The sequence below is a fragment of the Burkholderia sp. JP2-270 genome, from assembly GCF_003233675.1.
GTDB classification, from domain to species: Bacteria; Pseudomonadota; Gammaproteobacteria; order Burkholderiales; family Burkholderiaceae; genus Burkholderia; species Burkholderia pyrrocinia_C.
Genome location: NZ_CP029826.1, coordinates 1,177,286 through 1,198,650, shown reverse-complemented (window position 1 = coordinate 1,198,650; position 21,365 = coordinate 1,177,286). Strand labels below are relative to the sequence as shown.

The following is a 21,365-nucleotide window of genomic DNA, read 5'->3' as shown; positions in this document are numbered from 1 at the left end:
GAACCTGCATCCGGCCGTCCAGACCGTCCAGGCGCTGCTACCCTGCATGCGCGAACGCGGCTGGGGGGCGTCGTGAACATTTCCAGTCGGACCGTGCTCGGCATCGTGCAGCGCACCGCGTATGCGGCGGCGAAAGCCGCGCTCTTGAGCTTTTCGCGATCGTGGGCGCTGGAACTCGCAAGCACGGGCATCCCGGTCAACGCGGTGGCGCCCGGGCCGACCGAACAATGCGCCGGGCAGCGAAGGCGAGCGGCGCCATCTTGCCGCAGTCCCGATAGGGCACTTCGGCAAGCCCGACGAATTCGCCGCGACGATCGCGTTCCTGCTGTCGGACGACGCGGGCTTCATGACGAGGCAGACGCTGTACGTCGACGGCGGCGCGGCGATCGGCAAGGCGCCGTTCTGAGCGGCGGCCGCGGTTCGTCAAAACCGGCGCCCCTGCCCGGCCGCCGTCATTGCGTCGCTGCGGGTTCGCCCTCCGCCAGCGCCTGTTCGACGACTTCGACGAACACGCGGCCGCGCGCCGTCGCGAGCCGGCCGGAAACACGGCCCACAGGTCGATCGGCGGCAGTTCCCAGTCGGTCAGCACCGCCTGCGCCGTGCCGGACGCGAGCTCGGGCGAAAACATCCAGCGCGACGCGACCGCCAACCCCATGCCGCCGCTTACGGCGGTCCGCATCCCTTCGGCCGCGCTCACGCGCAGGCGCCCGGAAATCGCCACCGCGACTTCGGAGCCGCTCCTGCTGAACAACCAGGCTTCGCCGCCGCCCCGCCGCGCATACACGATCGCCTGGTGACGGGCGAGATCGGCCGGCGATTTCGGGATGCCGGCCCGCTCGAAATACGCCGGCGTGCCGACGACGAGCCGCGGGCTGCGTGCAATGCGGCGCTCGATCATCGACGAGTCGATCAGCGCGCCGATCGTGGCCAGACCGCTGCGCGCCGTTACTTCCAGAAGGCGATTGAGCAGAACGGCGAGCTCGAAACGATCACAGTGGACAAGAGCGGCGCCAATCTGGCCGCGCTTGACGCGCTCAACGCCGGGTGTACGACACCGGTCAAGGTTCGCCAGAACAAGTACCTGAACAACCTCATTTAGCAGGATCACCGCGCCATCCAACACATCATCAAACCGACGATGGGCTTCAAGAATTTCCGGTGTGCGCGCATCATCCTCACCGGCATCGAACTCATGCACATGATTTGCGAGGGGCAGATCAATGGCAACGGCGTCGACCGAACGGTTGCCACCCAGTTCTATTCGCTGGTGATGTAAGCATTCCTGTTCAACGTGGCTCTTGCGCACCTCTATTCCTGATCGCGATACAACCTGCCATCCCAACCTTGACGCCATCGATCACGATCGAAACCCGCAGCGCGTTGAGATCACCTTATTGCGACAAAACACGTACAGTCAGTTATCTCCGTTGCCCGACACGAAACTGGAGAATGCGCTGTGCGGCGGATTGAGTGCAACGCCATTTCTCATAATTCCGTAGGTATTGTCTCCGCTATCGAGCACGAAATACATCACCGACTGAATGTTGTGCGTTTTCCGCGCCTGATAGAACTTGGCCAGAGTCTTCGTAATGTAACTAGCTCGATATTCCTGTGTTCTTTCCGGCCCGGTGTTCCATTCGGTGATGATGAACGGCACACCATATCGAGCGTTGCAATACATAGGCAGGTCGAAACCCGGGCCGGCGCCGTCGATTCCAATGTTGAAGATGTCGCCATACACCTCGTAGTTGTGCCAGGTCGTAATGTCCCACCGCACTTTCGGATAGCCGCCTGTGCCGTCCGGTTGCTTACCGTCCCATAACGCGTCAGCTGCACCAATGTCCGCGGCACTGAAGTTAATGCCACATTTTGCGGACGACTGAACGGCCTTCACGCCGTCGATCATCCCGCGCATCACACCGCGCATGATGGGCCAGTTCTGGTTGTTGAAGTCGACCGCTTTGGTGCCTGCGTTGGTGAAGTCAAGGATCGTCGCATTCTGTCGCGTCAATTCGTTCCCGCACTCGTAGATTGTGACGCCGTATGGCTTGAGCGCATTGGCGACGGTCATGGCAACCTGCAATCCGCGGTTGTATGCAGCAGACTCGCTCCGGAACAGATTACCATTTGAATCGTAGACACCCTGGTTGATCAGCACCAGCAGTGAAATTCCATTCGACTGGAACGCTTTCGCCAACTTAATGACCGCATTCACCTGAGCAGGATTTTCAGTACATTCCACACGATAATTCGTGCACCCCATGCCCTTGAGGATCGATACGAGATGTACCGGTGTGTAGGTATAGTCAAAATGCCCGTTCACGCCATAGAACGTTCCCGGAGTGGCTTCGACGGCGATACGTGGGTCATTACATGGCAACCATCCGCCAAGGTCGGTGCACACGTAGAACTGGCCGCCCGTTCCCTTGTGCCAGATCTTTCCGCCGTACCAGAGCAGCAGCGATACGTTATACGTATTGCCAACGGTATTGCCATTGCGATAAATCACACCATTGACAACGGTCCACAATGCGCCGAATTTGTCAGTGATTGTCGCGGCCGATGGGATGGTGGTACCGTTCGCTGATGGCGCACTACCCTGGCTGGAGCCCGCGCCACGTGCGGTCAGGATATAACCGCCACCGAGAGCCGCCAGGCAGCCAATAAATTGACGTCGTTTAGTCATGTAAAATTCTCCCCTATCGATAAAATTATCGAATGAATTTAAAACATGCAAATGCTCGCGGCTCCGATTAGGCAGCGCCGCATAATTGACAGTTAATTGCTAATCAACACTTACGTCGAAATTGTGTTTCACCTCTTTATCGATAGAAGGATTTTGAAACTTATTTAACCTATGAAGCTGACGATATCAACGTAGAGTATTACCAATGAATCGACGCCACTTTCGTCGCCGAGCGGAAGCTGCAGCTTTTCGAGCAGATAGTTTCGGTTACCCAGCCCGGCTAGCTCGTCGATGTTGGCCGGTCTTGCGCGCCGTTCTTGCGCCTGTCGCTCATCAGCGATGTCCACGCTGAAGCACACGAGGAATATCTCATCGCGCCGGTACCAGTTCGTGCAAACGTGTTACGGAACGGAAGAAGCCGCAGCCCCTTCGCGGTATTGACGACACGTTCGACCTGATACGTGTCGTCGCTTTCGAAAACGATTCGATGTTCTTGCGGGAGGAATTTGTATCTTCGTCGCTCATGAAGATATCCCTAGCACTCCTTCCGATGACATGCTCTTCCTTGAGTCCCGCAAGCTCTTCGGTGAAACGGCTGAACCGCTGAATACGGCAATCTCCTGTAAGCACAACGACCAGTAAGTTTCCTTCATAGAGAATAGTCTCAGCGAAAGAGCGCCCGCGTGCGCGATCGATGACGTCGTTATCCAAGCATAAGCTCGGCGAGCAGGTACCCACCCACATTTCGCGGCCGATCTTGTGCTCGACGAGTTGAAGTCGGAGATCGTGTCCGAACAGACGCGCATCAATTGTTAAGCTGTCAGTCACGCCACCGATCGTGCAGATGCACTTGGCATGCTCGGACCGCAGCGCAATCGTCTGCGTCCCTTGGTCGGTTAGCGGGCTCAATTCCAGCGCGTTGCTGTCCTCGGCATGTTTCCAACGGGGCTGGATGTACCGAATTGGGCTCTCATCGTCGCGAGTGCGTTGTCGTTGAGATAACTCATCTGACAAAAATTACCTAATCGTCCCTTGGTGACGCGACCTTTGTTACGAAATTTAACTTTCTGGCAAAAAACCACGTAATTAACTGGTTGCGAGAGTTCCGTCGCTGATATTGCAAAGGGCGGCCGAACAAACCCGAGGCGCACAGCCATGTCGGCCAAGGAATACTGAAGATGCGACGAGATGTCTCGGTATGCGACGATGAGAGAAGCGGGATGGCGAGCACGCCCGGGGCGCAATCGAGCCGATGATGCTGCTCAAAGCTTGGGCGTGAGATCAGTTCCGGCAGTAGTGTCGCAGATTAATCAAGGTGTCACGGACGCGACGGCGGAGATGAGTTGGGGAGCGACCGCCCAAAGGAGCGCACACTGGATCTCCCGGCGTTTTAAGGGAAATTGTTATGGATGAACACCGAGAATCCCAGCGCTGGTCGTCGTGTGCCGTGGAACAGCGTGGGAAATTTTTGGTTCATCACAGATTACCGGGGAAGGCGACGCGGATCTTGAGGAAGAAGTATTCCTCGTCGCGGTACCCATAAGCCCTGCGCTTGATGACCTTGATGGCGTTGTTGATGCCATCGACGACGCTGGTATTGAGCGGACGGCGGCAGCGAGTCACGATTCCGTGCCAGTACCCCTGCAAGCGCTGGGCGAACTTTTGCAGGGCAGCGATCCCGCTTTGCTGAGCCTGTTCGAACCATTGTCCCCAGGCCTTTTCCGCCCACGCTGGCTTTCGGTAGAACCCGAGCCACTCGAGTTCGTCACGCAATACGTAGACGCATAACAGGGGTAATCGAATGAAAAGGACTTCCCCGTCCCGACGCTGCGGCGGAAGCCGAGAATGTCGGCATCAAAGTGCCATGATGGAGTGTCGATCCCTCATCAACGCTAATAGGAGGGGAAGTCCCTTTCAGTCGATTACCCCGACTACGGCAAGACCAATCTCGCCCACAATCCCGACCACATTGTGCGAGCTCATTGGCTGTCCGGCTGACGCCGGACCGCAATACGGTCCCGATGAGCGGCCCTGCCTCGAAGCGCTTTTTCGGCGCGATGGTCAGCCGCCTATCGCCGCGTCTGCCTGACTGCAGGGGCGTTCATCTGCGCGATCTGCGTCGGGCGCTCGCGGAGCGTCGGGCTCAATGCCCGCTGACTTGCCACGCGAGAACAGGTCGCGTCGCTCCAGGTGGCATCGCCCAAACGCCACTCGGGCTGAAGTCCCATCCAGCAAAGCTCGCCGAGTTGCTCATCTGAGCAGTCGTGAGCCCGTTCGACGCTGGCAGATTGGCACCGCTCGAGGATTGTCCGGTTGTCTGGACGTTCCAGTAGACATTGTTCCCAACACCGCCGCAGCCGGCGCAGATGCCGCCGAGCGCCCACCATGCTACGCCCCAGACCGGCCCCGACGCAAAGGACTGTGTGATGACTCCCTCGTTGGACAGCACAAGTCCTCCGGCCGCGCCGTGCGAGGAGATATCCGTGACCGAACCGGTTGCGTATGATTCGGCGATCGTACCTTGGTTATGGAGCACCAATCCGGCGGCACCACCGTCAGCCATGACGGACGCACTGCTGCCCGAGCGTGCGATCAGCCCGTGGTTGACAGCGACAAGCCCGGCGAGCGAGGCACCGTCATCACTGAACGGGTCGACAATCGACCCAGACGTAAAGACATTGGCAATCGTTCCGTAATTGTTGATCGCCAATATGCCCGCCCCATTCCAGACGGCGGGCTGGCCGGTGCTTGCATTCACGTTCACATCCCGCACGACACCCGTTGCCCCAATATTACCGAAAACCCCGACGGAGCTCGGCGAGATGTTACGGATCGTATGCCACATGCCGTCGAACTGGCCTGTGAATTGCGAGCCGGTAGCGTAACCGAGCGTTGCGAAGGCGAAATTGCTCGCGTCGATGTCCTTGCCGAGTGCATAGTTACCGGCGAGGTTGTTGTCGATGTCCTGAAGGTCTGCGACTGAATTGACGAGCTGGTAGCCAGTGATCTGCGTCACGAGCCCGCTATAGAGTGGCGCGCTCCAGGCCGCGTTGCCGATCAGCGTGCCCGCGGTGTAGCTGCCATTCATGTCGTAGAGCGCGCTCACGATGCCGGTGCTCTTCGACCAGTCGATGGTGCCGTTGTTGATGACGCTGCCGCCGTTGTCGATGCCGGCCACGTCGGCTCGCAGCGTCAGGTTGCCGCTGCCCTGATTGCCGATGGTCACGCCCTTGTCGAGCGTGAGCGTGCGATACGCGCCGAGCGTCAGCGATGCGCCCCGTTTCCAGCGGAGGTTCGACGCGACGATGATGTCGCCGCTCTGGCCGTTGGCGCCCGTCGTCCGCAGGTTGACCGAGGTGCCCGCGTTCAGGCTGCGCGCGAAGGCGGTCGCAGCGGGCGTGTCGATTGTGAATCCCGGCGTCGTGATGTTCCAGACGCCAGCCAGCACGACCGGCGTGCAGCGGGAGAATTCGAGCGTGCCGGCGACGGTGTCGACGGTGCCGCCGCTGCCGTCGGCATTGGTTGCACGGATCGGGTCGGCGAGCTTCACCGTACCGCTGTCGGCGACCAGCCAGATGTGACCGTCACGCGTGGCGGTGCCTGTCGCGCGCAGCACTTCATGCTTGCCCGCCAGCGCAAAGACATTGCCGTCTGCGGCCTGCAGGCTGATCTGCGCGGCTTCGATTGCCCCCCGATTGACAACTGTCCCGCCGCTTCCCGTCTGCACGAAGACCTGTCGGCTGCCCGACGCATCCTGCAACAGCACGGTTTGCCCGGCTGCGAGTTCGGCAGTGCCGTTCGGTGCGCTGATGCTGCCGCGGTTGTCGACCGAGTTGCGGGCAATGAGGAACACGTCGCCGCCACTCGACCTGATCTTGCCGAGATTGACGACGCTCGCGCTCGAGTTGCCCGAGAGCGTGAGCGGACTGCCGGTCATGAACGCGGTGTTATCGGTATCGAGCGCGGCCGCGACGAAGCGACCGCCGGTCGTGATGACGCCGCTCGGGCCGACGACGATCCCTTGCGGATTGATCAGGTAGACGCTCCCGGTGGCGGTGAGCGTGCCGAGAATCGCGGAGGGTTCGCCGCCCGTGACGCGGTTCAGCGTGGCGCCGGCGCCATTATTGAAGGTGACACGGTTTCCGTTGCCGATCGAGAAGCTCGTCCAGTCGATCACGCCGCGGTTCGACGTCTGGTTGATCGTCAGCGATGTCCCATGGCCGGCGATCGAACCTGCACCGGCGACGAACTGGCCGCCGCCCGGCAATGGCCCGGCTGCGTGAGCGGCTGCCGGCAAGCCGAACGACAGGGCGACGAAAATCGGTGCGAGTGCCGGCAACTTCGGGGGCCGCGAGCGGCGTGATTGCCTCTTCCATGACACGCGTTGCATCGCGTTTACCTCCTGTTTTCGCCGGACGTGCGGGCCGTGCGAGCAGGCACAAGCCCCCCACGGTGCGCTCGACGGGCACGGTGGTCTGATATTCCATTAATGAGACGAATAGGTACAGCGGAAAACCACGCCTGAATCGGTCGAGACATCGGTCTTATCGGTCTTCGCGTGGAGTGGGGGCGAGCAGCCGGTCGCAGGATTGGGCTTGACGCGGCACTCACAAGTTGCGCACGGTGCGCCATACAGGATGTGGAACTGCGCCCCGCGATGATGCACGGAACGCCGTCGCACAATGTTTGAGGGAGCGCGCCAGCACCTGCATGACACGAGGAATTCGTCCGCCGCCCGGAGACGTTTGAAAGCTATCGCCTGCCGATCACTGAACGCGCCTTGAACCGGGTGAGCGGCAAACGGGATTTTGCGCCAACATCCCAACTCTACGCGCCACGTAGCGTGAGGATGATGCGGCGGCCTTATTGTCGATACGGGAAGCTGCGCAGTTCCATCGATTGGCGACAGAAATGCTCGCCGCATATTGGCTACCGCATCGCATTCGTTCGTCATTCATGACGTCAGTCAGTTCTTGCGTTCGGTATGCCGACCGCCGTCCATGCGGTGTGGCTCGGCCCGCTCGCCCCATGATCGACCGCCCCCAGACTCCGCACGCATGATCCTGAAGACCGCGAAACGACGTGCATGCGCATGTGCCATGCTGACCATCCTGTCTTCGATAGCCGCCGCGCAGCCATACAAAGACGTTGCACCCGCGCCGCAGCCTTCTAGGCATCGGCCTGCAGCCGAGCCGATACCGGCGCCGTCGACCGGCGATGCGACGCAGATCGCGGTGGCTGCGCTTCAGGGTCTGGTGTTCTTCGCGGACGGCGAGACGACGAGTCGGCGCGCAACTGCGACCATCCGGCACGGCCCCATCGTTGCGACCGGGTTGCAACTCATTGACGAAGATTTTCTGCGCAGCTTCGAAGCCGACATCGGCAAGCCGCTCACGTTCGGGCGGTTGGCGGAAACTCGCGCGGCGGTGGTCCGGCGATATCGCGAAGCCGGCGAACCGCTGGTGGACGCCTATGTGCCGGAGCAGGACGTGACAAATGGCGTCGTGCGGATTGCTGTGGCGACGTTTCATGCCGGTCACGTGATCGTATGCGGCAACCGCCACTTCTCAGACGCACTGCTCGTGCGCGAAATGCCGATCACGCGTGGTGCGCCGATCCTCGACACGGACATCGCCAAAGGCCTCGCATTGCTGAATGCCAATCCCTATCGCCACGTGGACGTGCTCTACGTGCCCGGCGCCGAACGCAACGCGACCGACGTCGTGCTGCAAACCGATGACCGGCTGCCGCTGCGCGTCACTGCCGGCTATAACGACGCGGGGATACCACAACTCGGCAGAGACCGCCTCTTTGCCGGCATAGACTATGGGAACCTGTTTGGCCTTGATCAGCAGATCGCTTGGCAAACCACGGTGAGCAATGATTTCTTCAGCGGCAATCCCCCATCGAAGGGCGGCCGAACCGCCCGCGCTTCATCGCACATTCGTTCCGATACGTTGCGCCGCTGCCGTGGTTCGACCGCGTCGAGCTGTTCGGTCTGTTCGCACGCTCTACGCCGCGGTTGCCGGACAGCTACGGCCAGACCGGCATCTCATCCCAGCTCAGCTTTCGCTACGACTGGCTGCTGCCCGCAGTCGCAGGGTGGCAGCAGCAGGTGCAAATCGGCTACGACTTCAAGCGCTCGAACAACAACCTCGAGTTCGGCGGCATGCAAGTCTTCCACTCGAACGCGCATACTCATCAGTTATCCGTGGCGTACGACGCAGTACGCATGGACACGCTCGGACAATCACACGCAAATGTCGCAATAGTCGTGAGCCCCGGCCATCTCGACGCCGACAACGAACAGGCCGCGTACAACACCGCGAGATTGGGCGCGACGCCGCACTATGTCTACACGAGACTTTCCGCGCAACGCGACGTGATGGTCGGCGCGGGATTCAGCGCGTCCGCGCTCGCACTGCTGCAGTGGACGCCGAATACCCTGCTGCCGGCCGAGGAGATCGGCCTCGGTGGCGACGACAGCGTACGCGGCTACGCACCCTACGTCGCGCAGGGCGATCGCGGATGGAACATCCAGACGGAACTGCGGGCGCCGAGCCTCGCATTCAGTAGCGGCGACGTCGTTCTGCAGCCATTCATCTTCTTTGACGCCGGGCATGTGTGGAATCGCATCGATCAACCGACGGAGGCAGGCAACGCGGCACTGGTGAGCGTCGGTGCGGGCCTACGCTTCGAAATCGGCAGGTTCGTCAGCGTGCGCTGCACCTATGGGCAACCGCTGAGGCCCGCCACACCGGGCGGCTCGAAAGCGCCCCTCGGCCAGATCTTCGTGGTGTTCGGCAGCTAGCCGTTGCGGGGGCTGGCCGACCGCGCGACCTGCAGTTCGTCCGCCGTCGCCGCTGCGAGCCACCGCGGGTCCGCGCGCCGCGCCTGGTTCAGGCAAATCGCCAGCCCTGCCGAGCAGGAATCAGATATGGACCTGGCCGGTGCCCTTAGTCGGAATGGTTCCGCGCTCTTCGAACTCGAACGTATCGCCCAGGAGCCGCTGGGTGGCCTCCGTCACCTGCACGCGTCCGGCCACACCCTGCGACTTCATCCGGCTGGCTATATTGACCGCATCTCCCCGCAAGTCGTAGATGAACTTGCGCTTTTCGATGCCCCCCGCCACGACCGCGCCGTTGTTCACGCAGATGCGCAATTCCGATGTGTAGCCGGAACTTGCGTTGAAGCGGGCCACCGCATCAATCATGTCCAGTGCCGTTTGCACGGCCCGCGTCGCATGATCGGCACTCAGCGTCGGCAGTCCGGCGTCGGACATGTTGGCGTCGCCGATGGTCTCGATTTTCTCGAGGCCGCGCTCGTCGGTGATGCTGTTGAAATCGGTCAAGATTTGATTCAGAACGGCAACCAGCCTTTCCAGGGGCATTCCCGCCGAAAAACGGGTGAACTGTACGATGTCGGCAAACACCACAGTGGCCTGCGAGAAACTGTGGACGATGATTTCCCGGAGGTTGTCCGTGACCAGATCGACACGTGCCTTCAGGCCTCGGCAATCGCCAAGGGGGGCAGGTTGAGCACGTGCTGCACGGAGATTTTCTGCTCGGACACGACCGTCGCCTACAAGGTTTGCAGTTCATCCCGCTGGCGCCGAACCTCCTCTTTCTCCTGAATCGCTTCCTCGAAGGTCGACACCAACAGGTCGAGGATCTTCTCTTTCCCGGAAGAGATAAGATGCCACTAGCCGCCCAAATCGATTTCGAGTTCACCTTGAATTTTGGTTTGCCGGCGCAAATCGCGATTTCACAACAAGTAATCGATACGGTCGATCAGCACATCTTTGTAATACAGTTTCCGAACTAAATTTCAGAACCTGCACGCAATGCCCCTCCGCTTCCAGCAGCAAGCGTAGCTGTTCGGCTTGGGTCGATCTACGCTCTGCATCCAGAACATCGACGGGACTTCGCTTTGCACTTGCCATTTTTGCACACTCACTTCTCAAGGCAATCACCATTTCGACCGACCGACGGCGACGCGCCCGGACCAAAGAGGCCGCATGGAACATGCACGCCCATAACGATAGCCACGCTACCCTACGCCGACGCCTGCGCAAACAGCGATCTCACTCCCCCGCCTCAAGCGCCGCGAGCGGCAATATCGCGGTCAACTCAAAACCCGAACCCGGTTCCGTGCGGATCCGGATTTCGCCGCCCAGCAACGCGGCACGTTCGCGCATCCCGATCAGACCGAACGAACGCCGGCTCGGGCTTGTCTCGCGAGTCACACCGCGCCCGTTGTCGGCGATCCGTACGATGCAATGTGGATCGTCGCGAACGATGTCGAGCACCACCTGGGTCGCGCCAGAATGACGGGCGACGTTCGTCAACGCCTCCTGGACCATGCGAAAGACTTCGATCCCGCTTTCCCGATTGAAGGCGATCTCTCCCCCATCGATATGGCGAATCACCGGTACGTGATAACGAGCCGAGAACTCGGTGGTCAACCACTCGATCGCCGGAATCAGGCCGAGGTCATCGAGCATCACGGGACGCAGGTCCGACGCTATCCGCCGAACCGAGTCGATCAGTTGATCTATCAATGCACGCACGCCGTGCAGGTCTCCATCCGGCAATCGCGGCGCGATTCCCTTCAAGTTGTCGTCCACCGACGCCACGGCCATTTTCAGCGCGGTCAAATGTTGGCCCAGATCGTCGTGCAACTCACGCGCAATGCGCGCCTTTTCCTCCTCCCGGATGTGCTGGATATGCGCGGACAGGCGCCGCAGCTCTTCACTCGAAAGCCGCAGTGCCTCCTCGCTCCGTTTTCGCTCCGTGACGTCCATGATCCAACCCACCATTCGATACGGCTCCCCACTCTCATTCCACAATGCGTGTCCGCGAGACTGGATCCAGCGGACGTCACCCGACTTCGTACTCACCCGGTATTCGACATCGTAAGCACCCCTGTGCTCCAGATGCGCCTTCAGCGCGCCCGTCACGAGGCCGATGTCGTCGGTGTGAATGGCATCGAAAAGCGCGCGCCTCTCGTTCGGGAGATCATGGTCTGCGTAGCCCATGATCTCCTTGAAGTGAGGCGAAAAATAAACTGCATCCGTTCGTGGATTCCAGTCCCACAACCCCGCGGTCGCGCCACTCACGGCAAGCTGAAACCGCTCCTCGCTGGCCGCCAGCGCCCGCTCGGCAGCCTCGCGATGACGCAGTTGCTCTCCCTCGGCGAGCGCTCGCCGGACCGCCGGGCCGAGGCGAGCCAGCCGATCCTTCAGCACGTAGTCGTTCGCGCCCGCCTTGATCAGTGCCACCGCCTCGTCGTCGACCAACGCGCCGGTCACGATCACCACCGGCACCGTGCGGTCGTATTGCTGAACGATAGCGAGCGCCTCCCGCCCGTTGAGATCGGGCAGGTTGTAGTCGGAGAGCACGATGTCGGGACGAAACGCCTGCAAGCTGCTGATGAATTCGCTTCGGTTCCCGGCGCGGGTCGCAACAAAAGCAATGCTCGCCCGTGTCAGCGCACGCCGGATCAATTCGGCCTCTTCGGGGGTGTCCTCGAGGAGCAGGATTCGCAGCTCCGGGTTCGGGACGGTCGTCGTGTCTTGGGTCATCTTTGTGGTCCAGCGAAAGTGTGCTCATGCTTTGCGTCGGATGCCGGCAACGCGAATTCGAATGTGGCTCCCTTGTCCACCTCGGCGCGCGCCCAGATGCGGCCGCCATGGCGCTTGACGATACGCTGGGAGATGGCGAGCCCGACGCCGGTGCCGGGGAACTCGTCGACGCGATGCAACCGCTGAAATACCGTGAAAAGCTTGTCGGCCAGGCGCATTTCGAAGCCGGCGCCGTTGTCCTCTATGCTGTACACGCACTCGCCGCCGCTCATGCTCCCGCTGATCCGGATCACCGGATGCTCGCGCCGGCAGCTGTACTTGATCGCATTCGAGATCAGGTTCACCCAGACCTGGCGGATCAGCGCCGGGTCGGCGAACGCGTCCGGCAGCGCATCGAGCAGGAACTCCGGCGGCATCGTGCTCCCCCTCCCGCCAGGGGCGCTCCCCGGATCCCGCCACAGTTCGTCGAATACGTGCCGGGCCATCGCCGTCATGTCGCATCGCGTGCGACTTATCGATTGCCGTGTGCAACGCGAGAATTCGAGCAGATGTTCGATCAACTGGCTCATTCGCTGCGCGCTCTCGCGCACGGTGCCGAGCAGCCGCTGTCCGTCGTCGCCCAGTCGGTTCGCGTACTCTTCCTGCAGGATCGACGAGTAGCCGTCGATCACCCGCAGCGGTGTACGCAAGTCGTGCGACACCGAATAACTGAAGCTCTCGAGTTCCCGGTTTGCAGCCTCGAGGGCTGCAGCGCGCTGCTCCAGGTCCTTGTTGAGGTGCCACACCTCCTGCTCGCGCTGCTTGAGCGCCTCATTGGTCTTGATCGCCTCGTCGTAAGTCGAGACCAGCAGATCGAGCATCTGCTCTCTGCCCGACGTAATGAAATGCCGCTCCCCCGCGAGGTAGATCTCCAGACCCGACTGGGTCTTGCTTTCCTTGCGCAGCTCGCGATTGCTCAGCAGGTAATCGATGCGTTCGATCAGCGCGTTGGGGTCATAGGGTTTGCGGATGAAATTGTCGGCGCCGCAAGCGAGCCCATGTGCGATATCGACGATGCTGTTGAGCGCCGTGATGAGTATCACCGGCACGTCGGCGAGCGTGTCGTCGGCCTTGACCGTCTTGCACAGCTCATAGCCGTCCATGTCCGGCATGACGATATCGGTGATCAGCACGTCAGGCTTGTGCGCGCGCGCCGCCTCGAGTGCCATGCGGCCGTGTACCGCCACGCGCACCCGATGGCCCGCCTCTTCAAGCAACAGGCGTAGCTGCTCGGCTTGCGTCGCGCTGTCCTCGGCGATCAGGACATCGACACTCTGTCTCGTGCGTGTCATGGCTACCCTCGCATCCGAAGAGAGGATTCAAGTCGACAGCCGCAACGTTGCTGTCAAGCCGAATAGGCTGCACAGCAACTCGGCGATCCCGTCGGGTGGAAGCACGAAGGTCGCGGCATCAAGATCGATGGCGGCGGCCGGCATGCCGAAGACGACCGACGATTCCCGATCCTGTGCAATGGTCAACGCCCCCGAGCGCCGCATTTGCTGCAGCTCGCGCGCGCCGTCGCGGCCCATGCCGGTCAGCAGTACGCCAACAGCGGCAGCGCCGAACGCGGCATCGACCGACCGAAAGAGCCGCGCGACCGATGGGCGCAGCCCGTGTTCGGGCGCCCCGGCAACGAGCTCGACCATGCCGGCAGGGCCCACCACCATATGGGAGCCGGCCGGCGCCACGTGAGCGATGCCCGGCTGTGCCGCGATGCCGTGAGCGGCAAGCCGCACGGGGTAGTTCGATGCGCTGCCGAGCCACTCGACGAAACCTTGCGCGAAGCCGTCGGGGATGTGCTGGACGACCAGGATCGGCACTGGAAAATCGGTCGGCATGCGAGCGAGCAGCGCCCTCAGGGCCATCGGGCCGCCGGTCGATGCACCGACCGCCACCACGCGAATATCCTTGCGGATCAGGGCCAACGTGCCCGTGGGACCGGACCGGTCGATGGCGGGGCGCGGACGTCTCGAGACGTCCGCGCGACCCGCCGCACCATCGATCGTCGGCACGCCCACGTCCACCTTGCGTGCGCTCGGCCAGCGTTTGATCACATGCACCGCCGACATCGCCTTGACGGTGCGCAGCAACTCTGCAGTCATGGCCGGGAAGTCAGGGTGCCCGACCGGCCCCGGCTTTGCGACGACCGCAAGCACGCCAGCTTCCAGCGTCCGGAATGTGGCCGCCACCGCCAAAGGATCGCTGGAGGCCGTGATCATGACAATGCGCGTTGGACACGTCTCCATAATCTTGCGGCTGGCGGCAAACCCGTCGAGTCCGGGCATATGGATGTCCATCGCAATGACATCAGGACGCAGCGCGCACGCGGCCTTCACTGCCTCGACGCCGTCGTTCACCACACCGACCACGACGAGTTGCGGATCGCCGTTGAGCAGGTAGGCCATCTGCTCGCGCGCCACCGCCGAGTCGTCCGCGATGAGCACCCTGATCTGGCACCCGGGCGCAAACGAGCCGACGTCATCGCCGTCTGCCAGGTTCGGTGTCATAGCAAGCCTCGTATGGTTTCGAGCAAATCGCTTTGCTCGAAGCTACCCTTGACGATGTACGCGTTGGCACCGACCTCTAATCCGCGCGCCTTGTCCTCCCGCGAGTCCATTGTGCTCACGAGGACGACCGGCAGGTCCGACAGGCGCTTGTCCCGGCGCAACTCCGTCGTCATCTCGAAACCGTTCATGCGCGGCATGTCCACGTCGGAAAGGACCAGATCGAATGTGCCGCTGCGCGCTGCCGCGAGGCCTTCCAGACCGTCGACCGCCGTGGTGACGTCAAAGCCCGCCGATTCGAGGATGCTTTTCAGCATTGAACGCGAGGTGATCGAATCCTCGACCACCAACAGCGAGCGTCGTGCTTGCCGCGCCCCGCTCGTCTCGGATTGCGCTGGCATGCATGTCGACGCGCGCGATGCCGATTCGAACAGGTCGGGCACGCTGAGGACCAGCGCGACGCGACCGTCGCCGAGCACGGTCGCGCCGGCGATGTTGCGCACGCGCTCTAGCTGCGGGCCGAGCCCACGGACCTGAACCTCCTGGTCGCCGACAACTTCGTCGACGCCGAGCGCGATGCGCTGCGCGCCGTTCTCCAGCAGCGCCAGATAGAGATACCGCCCCGGCCGTAATGCGTCCGCCGCCACCAGGCCCAGCACGTCGGCGAGGTATACGAGCGCCAGCACTTCACCGTCGACTTCGACGCTCGCGCAGTTTTCGACGGTCTTCACATTGCCTGGGTCAACGCGCGTGACGCGTACCAGATTCCTCAGGGGCACGACGAAATGGCGGCCGACCGTGCTCACGATGACACCGCGAAACGCTGCCAGCGTGCTGGGCACGACGATGTGAAACTCGCAGCCGCCGCGGCTCGGTTGCGTGATCTCGATCCTGCCGCCGAGGCGCGTGACCTGTTCACGCACGATCGCGAGCCCCAGGCCCCGCCCGGACAAGGCCGTCGGTGTAGGGATCGTGGACAGCCCCGATTCGAACAGCAGGTCCAACGCGGTCCGCATGTCGAGCGTATTGTCCGGCGCGACGAGGCCCGTGCGGATCGCCGCGGCGGTCACGGTGGCCAGGTCGATGCCGACACCGTCGTCGGCAAGCACCATCTCGACCTTGTTGCCGTCGCGCGGCATGACGGCGAGACGCACCAGCCCCGCTCGCGGCTTGCCGCGGCGTTGACGCTCGTCCGGATGCTCGATGCCGTGGTCGATGGCATTGCGGATCAGGTGAATCAGCGGGTCCTTCAGCTGCTCGAGAATGCGGCGATCGACGCCGGTCGTCCCGCCTTCCACGCGCAGCTCCGCCAGCTTTCCGCTGTCGCGTGCAAGATCGTGAACGAGCTTCGGCAACATGTCGAGCAGGAAAGCAAACGGCAGCATCAGCGCCTGTCGGATGTCGTCCTGCAACTGCGCAGTCGCACTGCTCATCGCATGCTGTATCCGCTGCGACTTGGCTTGCAGGCGCGATAGCTGGTCCGCGACGATCCTGACGAAATCCTCGGCACGCAAAATCTCGTCGGTGAGGCCGTCGCGCTCGTGTGTCGTTTGCTCGCGCGCGCGTTGCCTGCGTCTCGCTTCACCCGCAGGCTTGCTCCAGCTCTTTCTGAACTGGGCGACCATCGCGGCAAGCACATGCAGTATCTGCACGAGATCGTGAAGACTGTATTGGTATGCGGTGAGTGCTTCGGCCTGCGCATGTAATCCCTCGAGCCTGGCGGTGGAAATGCGCACGGATTCGAAGCGCGGAGTGCCTCCCGGCAAGGGCAGTGACGGGGATGACGCACGATTCCTGAGCGTTTCGACAGCCGTTTCGCCTGAACGGTCGGTATGCGCACCGCTCGCGTCGTTGCCCGCGAGCAAAGCCGTCAGCTCGTCGAGCCGCTCGTCGAACATGTCGAGCAGCGCCGGCGACAGCGCCGAAGCGGAGCATTTCGCGGAGGCCAATGCGCTTTCCAGCGTCTGGCAGATCGCCTCGATGTCGTCACGATTCACCGCGCGCGCGGCGCCTTTGAGGCTATGCACTTCGCGAAACAACGTTTCGATCAATTGTGCGCAATGCTCGGCCGCACCGCGCCGCGCGAGTTCGAGCAGGATCGCCGACATGGCGTTCAGCCGCTCGTCGGCCTCCACCGCAAACGTGGCCAGCAAACGCTGCAACAGGGCTTGATTGCCGCTTGAAGTCATCGCCTGATCGACACCCTTCCTCGCCCCGCTCCGGTCACACCCGATAGCGGGCCACCATCTCCTTCAGTTGCTGCCCCAGTCCATGCAGGTTGTGCGCCGCTCCCTCATTCTGCCGGGTACTTTCCAGATTTTGGCTGGAGGCAAGCTTGACGTTTTCAGCAGCAATCGCGAGCTGATTCATTCCTGCCATCTGCTGCTGCGCCGACACAGCGATCTGACTCGCCGCCTGTGCACTTTGCGTGATCGTCTCGGCGAGCTTCCGGATCGCTTCACCGGCGTTCTGCGACTGCTTGACGCCGGCTTCGACCACCGTGCTGCCCTGCTCTGCCGCGAGCACTGCGGCGCTCATCGCTTTCTGGATATCGCCAAGAATGCCACGCACCTGGGCGGTCGCCCGTCTCGACTGGTCAGCAAGACTCTTCATTTCCAGCGCGACCACGCCAAAGCCTTTGCCTTGCTCGCCCACCTTGGCCGCCTCGATCGATGCGTTCACCGCCAGCAGATTCGACTGCTCGGACAAGTCGTTCACCGTTGCGATTATCTCGGCCACCGCCTGACTCTGCTCGGTGAGTTGCACGATCCGCTCCGCAATCTTCTCGATGTGCTCGCGAATCTCTTGCATCCCTTCGATCGATTCCTCCACAGCGCGCCGCCCGCTTTGCGACACCTGCGCCGCCTGCTGTGCCGACTCGGCGACTCGCTTGGCCTGCTGCGCCGCGAGCGTCGCGGTCTGCTTCACCTCTTCGACCGTCGTCGCCGTCTCCGCCATCGCCGTTGCCGTTTCGGCTGCACCGGCCGCCATCTGCGTCGTGCCGGAGAGAATTTCACTCGCCGCGCCTGCGAGCGTGTCTACGCCTTCCCCGATCTGGCGATGAAGCTCCCTCATGTTTTCGATCATCATTGCGAATGCGATACCGAGCGCGTCCTGCTCGGAGTTCGGCGTGACCTTGACTGTCAGGTCGCCCTCGGCAATGCGTTGCGCCGCCGCCACCTTTTCCTGCAGCGATTCAGCCATCCGGTTGAACCACTGTTGCAGCAGCCCGACCTCATCCGAGCGCGGCCGGTTCACCACTGGCGCAACGATCTCCCCGGCGACGATCCGCTTCGCTCGCTCTGCAATTTCATCCAGCGGCCGGCCGATATGGCGGCTCAGGAAAAAACCGGCGCAGAGCACCATCAAGGCAGCGACCGAGACTCCGCCTACAATTGTCGCGATGGTGCTCTGCGCGCTCGCCGATGCTTCGTCAGTCCGGCTCTTCAAGTGCGCGCGCTCGTCCTCCGCCATCTCGGACAGCAGCAAGCGGATATCGTCCATTGCCTGCTTGCCGCGGTTGGTCGCCACGACTTGGCGGGCTATACCGAATCCCTTGCTGCTTCGCAAGTCGATCGTCGCCTTGAGTTCGCCCATCTTTTCGGCGACGAGCGGCTCGATTTTTCGGAGCCGCTCCTGTTGCACGGGGTTGTCCACCGTCGATTCCTTCAGATCTCGGATATTGGCGTCGATCCCGCGCAGTGCCGCCTGGTAGGGCTCCAGATAGCGGATCTCGCCGGTGATCAGGTAGCCGCGCTGCCCGGTTTCCGCATCAACCAGCGTGACCAGCAGATCGGAGATTCGGGTCAGCACTTTCTGCGTGTGAATCACCCATTGCGCCGCTTCGGCGAACTTCACCGTGCTTCGATACGCCGTCGCCCCGACTACCACCACGACCACGAGGATCGTGATGAAGCTCAACCATAGCTTGAGACCGATCGAGATTTTCATTGCGAACGCTCTCCACTCATGCGCTTCACTCTTCGGCTGCCACGCAAACCATCGCGCGATCGGCCAACAGTTTCTGCGCGTCCAGCACGACCTCCCGGTCACGCGTGATGCCTTTCAGATAGGCGCTCCGGATGCCTGTCAACGTGGGCAACGGTGCCTGCCAGTCAACGTCGGCAATGACTTGAATCCCGCCGATCGCTTCGGCCAACATGCCGAACTCCATCGAGCCGTCGCCGAGCAGAATGACTTTGCCGAGATCGAGCCGTTCTGTTGCGGGGAGGTCGAAGACATGCCGCAGATCTAGCAGCGAGACGATGCGCCCGCGGACGTATACGACACCCAGCACGAACCTGGGCGTGCCGGGCACCGGTGTCAACTCACGGAGCGGAAACACTGCGCGCACCCACATCGTCTCGATCCCATATCGTTCCCCGGCGAGCTCGAAAGTCAGGACTTCGATGGGCGAGCCTTGCGGCGATGGCGGGGGCTCGGCGGCCAGCACGCATGCGCGCGCTTCGAGCAGGGCCTTCAATTGCTCCGGCGGCAGTGCGACATTGTCGGCCAGCGCCTGCTCGGCAGCGTGGAGGCGCTGGCCGACGTCGGTCCAATCGATGGGGCTGTGCGGTTGCGGGCGGTTCATGCCATATGCTCCATCGCATCGATGATGCACAACAGCCGCCCGGCGGTGAGGCCGTCCGCGTCCGGCACGACGCTCTGCGGCGAGCAGTTGCGCAGCAGCCGGGCCGCTGTCGCAAAATGCCTCGCAGCCCCTCGCGGATGCCCATCGAACCGATACAGATGGCCAAGCGCGATATGCGCGACGATGAAATGCGGGTCCAGATACAACACTTGCCTTAAGGCAATCGCCGCTTGAGCGACGTCGCCCTGTTCGGTCAGGATCATCGCAAGCAGATAGCGCAGGTGGGTATTGCACTTGTCTGCCGCGATCGCCGCCTCACACCATCGACGGGCATCTTCGAGCCGGTGCAGATCCGCACAGGTCCGGGCGCGCGATGCGAGGCTCGGCGCGTCACGCGAGTGCGGGGCTTCGTCGCCCCCCGTTGCGTCGACCATACCAAGCTCATCCGGCACCCATGGCGCAGCAACGAGGGTATCGACCGGCGGCGGCGGCGATTCGTCCGGGACCGGCAGCGGCTCGGACACGTCGTCACAGGATCGATCCTTGCTGTAGACGACGCAGTCTTCAAACGTCACGGGCACGAACCCGGGAAATGGTGCCGTTGGACCTTCGGCCTGGCCGACGATCAGCCAGCCACCGTCTGCCGTTGCGCGACGCAGTTTTTGCACCACGGTTCGGGCAGTTGCGTCGTTGAAATACATCAGCACGTTTCGGCACATCACCAGATCCATGCTCTGCGTCGCGCTTTCAGATGACGGATACGTGTCGGTCGCCAGATTCAGGTAGGCGAAGCGCGCGAGATGCCTGAAGCGCCCGGCCAGCGTGTAGTGACCGACATCGTCGGCGTGGAAGCACTGTTCCTTGACCCACCGCGGCACGCCGCGGAACGACCAGTCACGATAGACGCCAAGTGACGCCACCTCGAGGCGGTGCGGGTTTATGTCGGTGCCGAGCAGATGGATCGACCAGTCGTCGATATCCGGGATCAACTGCGTAAGCAGTATCGCCAGCGAATGGACCTCCTCCCCGCTGCTGCATCCGGCGCTCCATATGCGCAGGTATTTGCCGGCCGCACGCCGCGCGGCGACAAGCGGCGGGAGAATCGCGCGCTCGAGCGCACGGAAAACAGCAGGCTCGCGAAAGAGAAATGTTTCACTGACTGTGAGATGGCTGGCCAGGATCTCATCCTGCCGCCGCGTCCGCGGCCCGACGAGGAGCCAACGCATGCAGGCCGCGCATGCATCTGCACCGACAAAGCCGAACTCCTTCGCGGCCCGCGTTACGCCACGCAACATTTCGTTCGAGCGGGCGCTGGGAAAATGCAGGCCGATTCTCAGCACCAACATCGCGCTGAAATCGTTCAACAGTGATTCCGAAATCGATTCAGTCGTCACTGCGAGTCTCCTTGTTTCCCGGTCGTTTCGGCCAGAAGAAGCTCGAGCGCACACGCATCATCGAACGACAGCAATGCGTCGAGATCGTGGACGAGCACCAGTCCGTCCGCGAGCTTGATAGCCCCCGCCGCATAGTGCATCTCATCTCCGGGTAGCATGGCAGGCATGCGCTGTGGCGTGGCCTCCATCACGCCTTCGATCGCGTCGACCCACAGCGCCAGTGTGCGCGCCGGTCCTTGCGTTGTTCCTTGCGTCGACGCGCGCGTGATGAGCAAATGGTCGCTCGCCGAGACTTCCCGGTCAGCCAGCCCGAAGTGCCTGCGAATGTCGATGACCGGCACGATGCGGCCGGCAACGTTGATGATGCCGCGCACCGTGGGCGGAGCGTTGGCCAGGCAGGTAATGTCGACCATCCGGACTCCCCGTTCCACGTCGATCAACGGCAATGCAAGACGACGCCCGGCGAGCGCCACCACGACATACCGGGTGGCGAGCGTCGGTGCTGCATTTTCATCGTGGTTGACGGGTTGTGTGGCCACCATGCCTCGCGTCGTTCCAATGCACGCCG

The 21,365-nt window shown here is 62.2% G+C and carries 15 protein-coding genes and 5 pseudogenes; 5 read left to right on the top strand and 15 right to left on the bottom strand.

Going from position 1 to position 21,365, the window contains the following annotated elements:
* Window position 1: 1 nt before the first annotated feature.
* A pseudogene (locus DM992_RS38170) lies at window positions 2-406 on the top strand (SDR family oxidoreductase); the annotation flags it as partial.
* A 46-nt stretch (window positions 407-452) separates the two neighbouring features.
* Here DM992_RS38170 and DM992_RS38165 read toward each other — a convergent pair.
* Window positions 453-922: pseudogene (locus DM992_RS38165) on the bottom strand (substrate binding domain-containing protein); the annotation flags it as partial.
* Here DM992_RS38165 and DM992_RS38160 point away from each other — a divergent pair.
* A pseudogene (locus DM992_RS38160) lies at window positions 914-1,276 on the top strand (DDE-type integrase/transposase/recombinase); the annotation flags it as partial. The pseudogenes DM992_RS38165 and DM992_RS38160 overlap by 9 nt on opposite strands.
* A 138-nt stretch (window positions 1,277-1,414) precedes the next feature.
* On the opposite strand, the gene DM992_RS38155 reads toward DM992_RS38160, so the two are convergent.
* From DM992_RS38155 to DM992_RS38135, 5 genes and pseudogenes are all read right to left on the bottom strand, one after another.
* Window positions 1,415-2,686, bottom strand: a complete 1,272-nt coding sequence (locus DM992_RS38155) for a hypothetical protein (protein WP_111021405.1) — start codon at window positions 2,684-2,686, stop codon at window positions 1,415-1,417.
* Between the two features lie 164 nt (window positions 2,687-2,850).
* A complete protein-coding gene (locus DM992_RS38150) occupies window positions 2,851-3,033 on the bottom strand; it encodes a hypothetical protein (protein WP_162631844.1) in 183 nt (60 codons plus the stop codon).
* Window positions 3,034-3,055: 22 nt separating this feature from the next.
* Entirely contained in the window at window positions 3,056-3,514 is a 459-nt protein-coding gene (locus DM992_RS38145; protein WP_162631843.1) for a PAS domain S-box protein, read from the bottom strand.
* A gap of 648 nt (window positions 3,515-4,162) precedes the next feature.
* Window positions 4,163-4,480: pseudogene (locus DM992_RS38140) on the bottom strand (transposase); the annotation flags it as partial.
* A 349-nt stretch (window positions 4,481-4,829) separates the two neighbouring features.
* A complete protein-coding gene (locus tag DM992_RS38135) occupies window positions 4,830-7,076 on the bottom strand; it encodes a filamentous hemagglutinin N-terminal domain-containing protein (protein ID WP_111021402.1) in 2,247 nt (748 codons plus the stop codon).
* Window positions 7,077-7,686: 610 nt separating this feature from the next.
* Between DM992_RS38135 and DM992_RS43615 the strand changes: the two are divergent.
* Window positions 7,687-8,145 (top strand): annotated as a pseudogene (locus DM992_RS43615) (ShlB/FhaC/HecB family hemolysin secretion/activation protein); the annotation flags it as partial.
* A 563-nt stretch (window positions 8,146-8,708) separates the two neighbouring features.
* Entirely contained in the window at window positions 8,709-9,497 is a 789-nt protein-coding gene (locus DM992_RS43610; RefSeq protein WP_343212482.1) for a ShlB/FhaC/HecB family hemolysin secretion/activation protein, read from the top strand.
* A 120-nt stretch (window positions 9,498-9,617) separates the two neighbouring features.
* Here DM992_RS43610 and DM992_RS38125 read toward each other — a convergent pair whose 3' ends face one another.
* The gene (locus DM992_RS38125) at window positions 9,618-10,118 is read right to left on the bottom strand and encodes an adenylate/guanylate cyclase domain-containing protein (protein WP_162631842.1); all 501 of its coding nucleotides are present in this window, start codon (window positions 10,116-10,118) and stop codon (window positions 9,618-9,620) included.
* A gap of 65 nt (window positions 10,119-10,183) precedes the next feature.
* On the opposite strand from DM992_RS38125, the gene DM992_RS38120 reads away from it, so the two are divergent.
* A complete protein-coding gene (locus tag DM992_RS38120; protein ID WP_111021400.1) occupies window positions 10,184-10,510 on the top strand; it encodes a hypothetical protein in 327 nt (108 codons plus the stop codon).
* Window positions 10,511-10,769: 259 nt separating this feature from the next.
* Here DM992_RS38120 and DM992_RS38115 read toward each other — a convergent pair whose 3' ends face one another.
* From DM992_RS38115 to DM992_RS38080, 8 genes are read right to left on the bottom strand one after another with little or no spacing between them, the layout of a single operon-like run.
* Window positions 10,770-12,269 carry a PAS domain-containing protein gene (locus DM992_RS38115; RefSeq protein ID WP_111021399.1) on the bottom strand — a complete coding sequence of 500 codons (1,500 nt, stop codon included), beginning with the start codon at window positions 12,267-12,269 and terminating at the stop codon, window positions 10,770-10,772.
* The gene (locus DM992_RS38110) at window positions 12,266-13,600 is read right to left on the bottom strand and encodes a response regulator (protein ID WP_111021398.1); all 1,335 of its coding nucleotides are present in this window, start codon (window positions 13,598-13,600) and stop codon (window positions 12,266-12,268) included. Before DM992_RS38110 ends, DM992_RS38115 begins: the two co-directional genes overlap by 4 nt.
* Window positions 13,601-13,627: 27 nt before the next feature.
* Window positions 13,628-14,815, bottom strand: coding sequence for a chemotaxis-specific protein-glutamate methyltransferase CheB (gene cheB / locus DM992_RS38105; RefSeq protein ID WP_111021397.1), 1,188 nt, complete (start codon window positions 14,813-14,815; stop codon window positions 13,628-13,630).
* Window positions 14,812-17,001 carry a response regulator gene (locus tag DM992_RS38100; RefSeq protein ID WP_111021396.1) on the bottom strand — a complete coding sequence of 730 codons (2,190 nt, stop codon included), beginning with the start codon at window positions 16,999-17,001 and terminating at the stop codon, window positions 14,812-14,814. The genes cheB and DM992_RS38100 overlap by 4 nt, the downstream gene beginning before the upstream one ends.
* A gap of 34 nt (window positions 17,002-17,035) precedes the next feature.
* Complete coding sequence (locus tag DM992_RS38095) at window positions 17,036-18,763, bottom strand: CHASE3 domain-containing protein (protein WP_111021395.1); 1,728 nt, start codon at window positions 18,761-18,763, stop codon at window positions 17,036-17,038.
* A gap of 25 nt (window positions 18,764-18,788) precedes the next feature.
* Complete coding sequence (locus tag DM992_RS38090) at window positions 18,789-19,403, bottom strand: chemotaxis protein CheW (RefSeq protein WP_111021394.1); 615 nt, start codon at window positions 19,401-19,403, stop codon at window positions 18,789-18,791.
* A complete protein-coding gene (locus tag DM992_RS38085) occupies window positions 19,400-20,797 on the bottom strand; it encodes a CheR family methyltransferase (protein ID WP_162631841.1) in 1,398 nt (465 codons plus the stop codon). Before DM992_RS38085 ends, DM992_RS38090 begins: the two co-directional genes overlap by 4 nt.
* Window positions 20,794-21,339, bottom strand: coding sequence for a chemotaxis protein CheW (locus DM992_RS38080; RefSeq protein ID WP_111021392.1), 546 nt, complete (start codon window positions 21,337-21,339; stop codon window positions 20,794-20,796). Before DM992_RS38080 ends, DM992_RS38085 begins: the two co-directional genes overlap by 4 nt.
* Between the last annotated feature and the right edge of the window lie 26 nt (window positions 21,340-21,365).

Excerpts from the sequence above, each read along its gene's own strand:
- DM992_RS38155 (WP_111021405.1), bottom strand. The coding sequence starts at position 2,686 with ATGACTAAACGACGTCAATTTATTGGCTGCCTGGCGGCTCTCGGTGGC.
- DM992_RS38095 (WP_111021395.1), bottom strand. The coding sequence starts at position 18,763 with ATGAAAATCTCGATCGGTCTCAAGCTATGGTTGAGCTTCATCACGATC.
- DM992_RS38115 (WP_111021399.1), bottom strand. The coding sequence starts at position 12,269 with ATGACCCAAGACACGACGACCGTCCCGAACCCGGAGCTGCGAATCCTG.
- DM992_RS38100 (WP_111021396.1), bottom strand. The coding sequence starts at position 17,001 with ATGACTTCAAGCGGCAATCAAGCCCTGTTGCAGCGTTTGCTGGCCACG.
- DM992_RS38110 (WP_111021398.1), bottom strand. The coding sequence starts at position 13,600 with ATGACACGCACGAGACAGAGTGTCGATGTCCTGATCGCCGAGGACAGC.
- DM992_RS38080 (WP_111021392.1), bottom strand. The coding sequence starts at position 21,339 with ATGGTGGCCACACAACCCGTCAACCACGATGAAAATGCAGCACCGACG.
- DM992_RS38090 (WP_111021394.1), bottom strand. The coding sequence starts at position 19,403 with ATGAACCGCCCGCAACCGCACAGCCCCATCGATTGGACCGACGTCGGC.
- DM992_RS38135 (WP_111021402.1), bottom strand. The coding sequence starts at position 7,076 with ATGCAACGCGTGTCATGGAAGAGGCAATCACGCCGCTCGCGGCCCCCG.
- cheB (WP_111021397.1), bottom strand. The coding sequence starts at position 14,815 with ATGACACCGAACCTGGCAGACGGCGATGACGTCGGCTCGTTTGCGCCC.